The sequence below is a fragment of the Frigoribacterium sp. CFBP 13605 genome (genome assembly GCF_014839405.1).
Lineage (GTDB): Bacteria > Actinomycetota > Actinomycetes > Actinomycetales > Microbacteriaceae > Frigoribacterium.
Window position 1 is genome coordinate 1 of sequence record NZ_JACYNS010000170.1, and the last position, 3,440, is coordinate 3,440.

The following is a 3,440-nucleotide window of genomic DNA, read 5'->3' on the forward strand; positions in this document are numbered from 1 at the left end:
CTGCCCGACGGCAGGGTGCCGCCCCCGGCGAGCGCGACGCCCCCGACGGCCAGCGCCACGGCGGCCGCGCCGGCCACCGACAGCAGGACGACCCGCCGGCGACGGACCGAACGGGCGCGGTCGGGTTCGCGCGCGACGGTCTCGATCAGGAGGCCGCGGATGGCCGCGGCACGGTCGCGGTCAAGGCCGAGCGCGTCGTGCGCGTCGTGTGGGCCGTTCGGACGGTCGTTCGGTGCGTCGCTCATCGGTTCTCTCCGTTCAGGGTGACGGGTCGTCCGGAGGCCGACTCGGAAGCCGACATCGCTTTGGCGAGTCGCGACTTGGCCCGCGACAGTCGGGACTTGACGGTCCCGACGGGCACGCCGAGCGCCTCGGCCGCGGTCGCCATCGGGAACTCCTCGAGCACGCAGAGCCCGAGGACGTCGCGATCGGCCTTGCCCAGGCCGTCGAGGGCGACTCTCAACCGCCGGTCCCGATCGACGACGTCCAGTCGCGCCGCGACGTCGTCGGCGGGATCGTCCACGTCGGCGTGCGGCGGCAGGGAGGCCAGGGCGATGCGGTGTCGACGGGTCGACCTGGCGAGGTTCTGGGCGACGTGGCCCGTGGTCACGAGCAACCACGCGAGGACCGACCCGTCGACGATGCGGACCGCGTCCCGACGGCGCCACGCCTCGAGGAAGACCATGGCCGTGACGTCCTCGGCGTCGTGCCGGTGTCGGCACAGCCGCAGGGCGTGGCCGTGCACCCGTGCCTGGTGGCGGTCGAAGACGGTCCCGAACGCGGCCGGGTCCCCTGCGACCGCCCGGGCCCAGACGTCGGCGTCCCCCGTCACCGGTCGTGCTCGCTTCTCGTCGTCATGTCGACGTCCCCTCTGGTCCGTTGCTGCCTCCCGTACATGTCCGATCGTCCGGAAAGGTTCCCTCGTCTCCTCTCCCCGAGGTCGGCACCGGTCGGCCCGCGTCAGCGCCGGGCGACGCCCGCTTCCCGCAGGGCCACGTCGGCGAGGCGGCGGACGACCGCGGCATCCCCCGCGCGCCAGGCGGCCACCGGGTCGGGAGACACGGCGAGGGCGGCCTTCGCGTCGCGGCCGGTGAGTGCCCGCAACGCGAGCAGGTCCTCGCCGCCCGGCAGGGCGAGCAGCGCACGGACCGAGGAGGCGCGGCGCACGAACGCGATCCGCCCGCGCAGCCAGACCCACAGCACCACGAGGCTCGGCACCCCGGCGACGACGAGTCCTGCGACCAGCGCGGCCCGGGCCACGCCGTCCTGCTGCTGCCGTCCGGCGTCGGCGAGGGATTCTCCGGCCCCGCTGGCCCCGTCGAACGGGGCGCTGGCCGCACCGCCCACCAGGGGCAGCCCTTCCAGCGCGCGCGACGCGTCCTGCATGGTGCCCTGGAAGCCGGCCCCCGCCTCCTCGAGTTGCCTCCCGAGGTCGGCGAAGGTGCCGATGAAGGTCGCGATGCTCACCCCGAGCACGACGAAGAGGACGACGAGGCCGACGGCCACGACGTCTCCGGTCACCTGGCGGGTGCGGACGAGGGGCGAGGCCGAGTAGAGCTGCATGGCCCCAGTCTGACGCGAGGCGGCCCGCGAGGCGCGACCCGCGCCTCCTCGGGTCGGAGACGACGACTACCGGGGCACGGTGCTGACGGGTCCCACCCGCGAGGTCGCGAGGTCGAGCGAGGTGACCGTCGTCGCTCCGGCCGACAGGGCCACCCGCAACGCCCCCACCTGGTAGGGGACGGTCGTCCACTTGTCGGGCGGGACGCCGGTAACGACGCCGCCCGGGTAGCCGGCCTGGTCGGGGCGCAGGTTCACCCGCAGCGACAGGACGGACGGCAGGCGGGTGGTCAGGGTGCCGAGCGCCGTGAGCACCGGGGCGAGCGTGGTCGAGAGGGTGCTGCCGAGGGTGGTGATCGGCGCGACGAGGGTGGAGCGGACGAGCGTGGCCACCGACGCGAGCAGCGACCCGGCCGAACCCGTCAACGCGGCGAGCAGCGGGTTCAGCACGCTGCCGAGCACGGTGGAGAGCGCCCCGCTCAGCACCCGCGTGGTGACCACCGCCGTCGCGGTCGACGGGGACGCCAGCAGCTGCCCCAGCGTTCCCCCCATCGCGACGTCGACGGCGAGCACGTCGACGGGGACGCCGAGCACCGTCGCCCGCAACGTCACCGTCAACGCCACCGACAGCTGCGCCGACGACACCGCGGACTGCAGCGCCGCCACGACCCGTTGGGTGAGTCCGTCGAGCATCGACCCGACCGTGGTCGTGATCGACGCCATCGCCGCCGCGCTCAGCACGAGCTCGGTGTTCGGGGCGAGCCCGTTCAGCCCGCCGGGCTGGCCGACCAGCGTGGCCAGGTCGACCGACACCACACCGGTCGACGGGGTGATGGTGACCGTGCCGTCCGTGCTGGTGACCGACCCCGCGAGCACCGGGTCCACCGCCGGCTGCAGGGCCAGGCCGGTGAGGGTGACCGAACCCGTGACCCCGCCCAGGCTCAGCAGGTTCGTGAGGCCGTTCACGGTGGCGAGCACGCCGTCCCGGACGGTCCTCGAGATCGTGCCGTTGACGCCCGTCAGGCCGGCGGCGGCCGTGTTCAGGCTCGTGACCGTGCTCGACACCTGACCCGACAGTCCCGCCACCGCCGGGCTGTGCAGCTCGAGGGCGAGACCGGCGATGCCGTAGTCGCGGGTCACCCCCGTCACGCTGCCGTCGCCCCAGATGCGGCTCTCGAGGGCTCGGCAGCCGTCGAGGGTCGCCGTCGACGCCACCGCGCCCACGGTCAGGTCGGCCCGGTCGAGGGCGGTCGAGGCGGGCAGCACCGAGGTGAGGCCGATGCGGGCGGGACCGGGCAGTGACGAGGCGGGGGTCGTCGGTGTCACGCCGAGCCCGCCCGAGTCGCTCACCAGGCCCGCGGCGGCCGCCGCCGTGCCGGTCGGGGCGACCCGCGTGAACTGGTTCAGGGCTCCGGCCGACCCCGCCGGCAGGTTCGTGCCGAGCCCGGTCAGGTCGAGGCCGACGAGACCCGACCCCGCGCTCGCCGACAGGGGATTGCGGAACGTCGTCGTGCCTCCCGCGTCCGTGGTCGGGGCGGGCGACGCCGGCGCCGCGGTGACGACGCCGGAGCGGGTGCGCGTCAGGTCCGCCCCACGCACGGCCGCGACGGTGTCGAGGTCGGTGCCGGCCAGGCTGCCCCGCACGAACCGGCTGGACGCGGCGGCGGCGTACCCGGTGTCGGTGCCGCAGGTGAACCTCGTGGTGCCGACGAGCCCGTACGTGCGCTCGGAGTCGGTCCAGGCGGCGGTCGTCACGGGCGGCGGGGGCACGATGACGGCACCCACGACGGCGACCACGGCCGCGACGGCGACGACGGCCCGTCGCGCGGTGAGCGCCGCGACGAGGCGGGCGACACCCGTGGGGCGACGGCGACGGCGGC

At 75.3% G+C, this 3,440-nt stretch carries 4 protein-coding genes; all 4 read right to left on the minus strand.

Annotation, left to right across the window (positions count from 1 at the left end):
• Positions 1-245 (minus strand): hypothetical protein (locus IFT36_RS15620; RefSeq protein ID WP_200413613.1); only part of this gene is annotated, 245 nt, incomplete at its 3' end.
• Complete coding sequence (locus IFT36_RS15625) at positions 242-832, minus strand: RNA polymerase sigma factor (RefSeq protein ID WP_200413614.1); 591 nt, start codon at positions 830-832, stop codon at positions 242-244. The genes IFT36_RS15625 and IFT36_RS15620, both read right to left, overlap by 4 nt.
• A gap of 128 nt (positions 833-960) precedes the next feature.
• Positions 961-1,563, minus strand: a complete 603-nt coding sequence (locus IFT36_RS15630; RefSeq protein ID WP_123570323.1) for a hypothetical protein — start codon at positions 1,561-1,563, stop codon at positions 961-963.
• 66 nt (positions 1,564-1,629) lie between these two features.
• A partial coding sequence (locus IFT36_RS15635; protein ID WP_200413615.1) for a choice-of-anchor G family protein occupies positions 1,630-3,440 on the minus strand: 1,811 nt, incomplete at its 5' end.

Bases quoted from the DNA above. Each gene is read 5' to 3' on its own strand.
- IFT36_RS15630 (WP_123570323.1), bottom strand. From the start codon at position 1,563: ATGCAGCTCTACTCGGCCTCGCCCCTCGTCCGCACCCGCCAGGTGACC.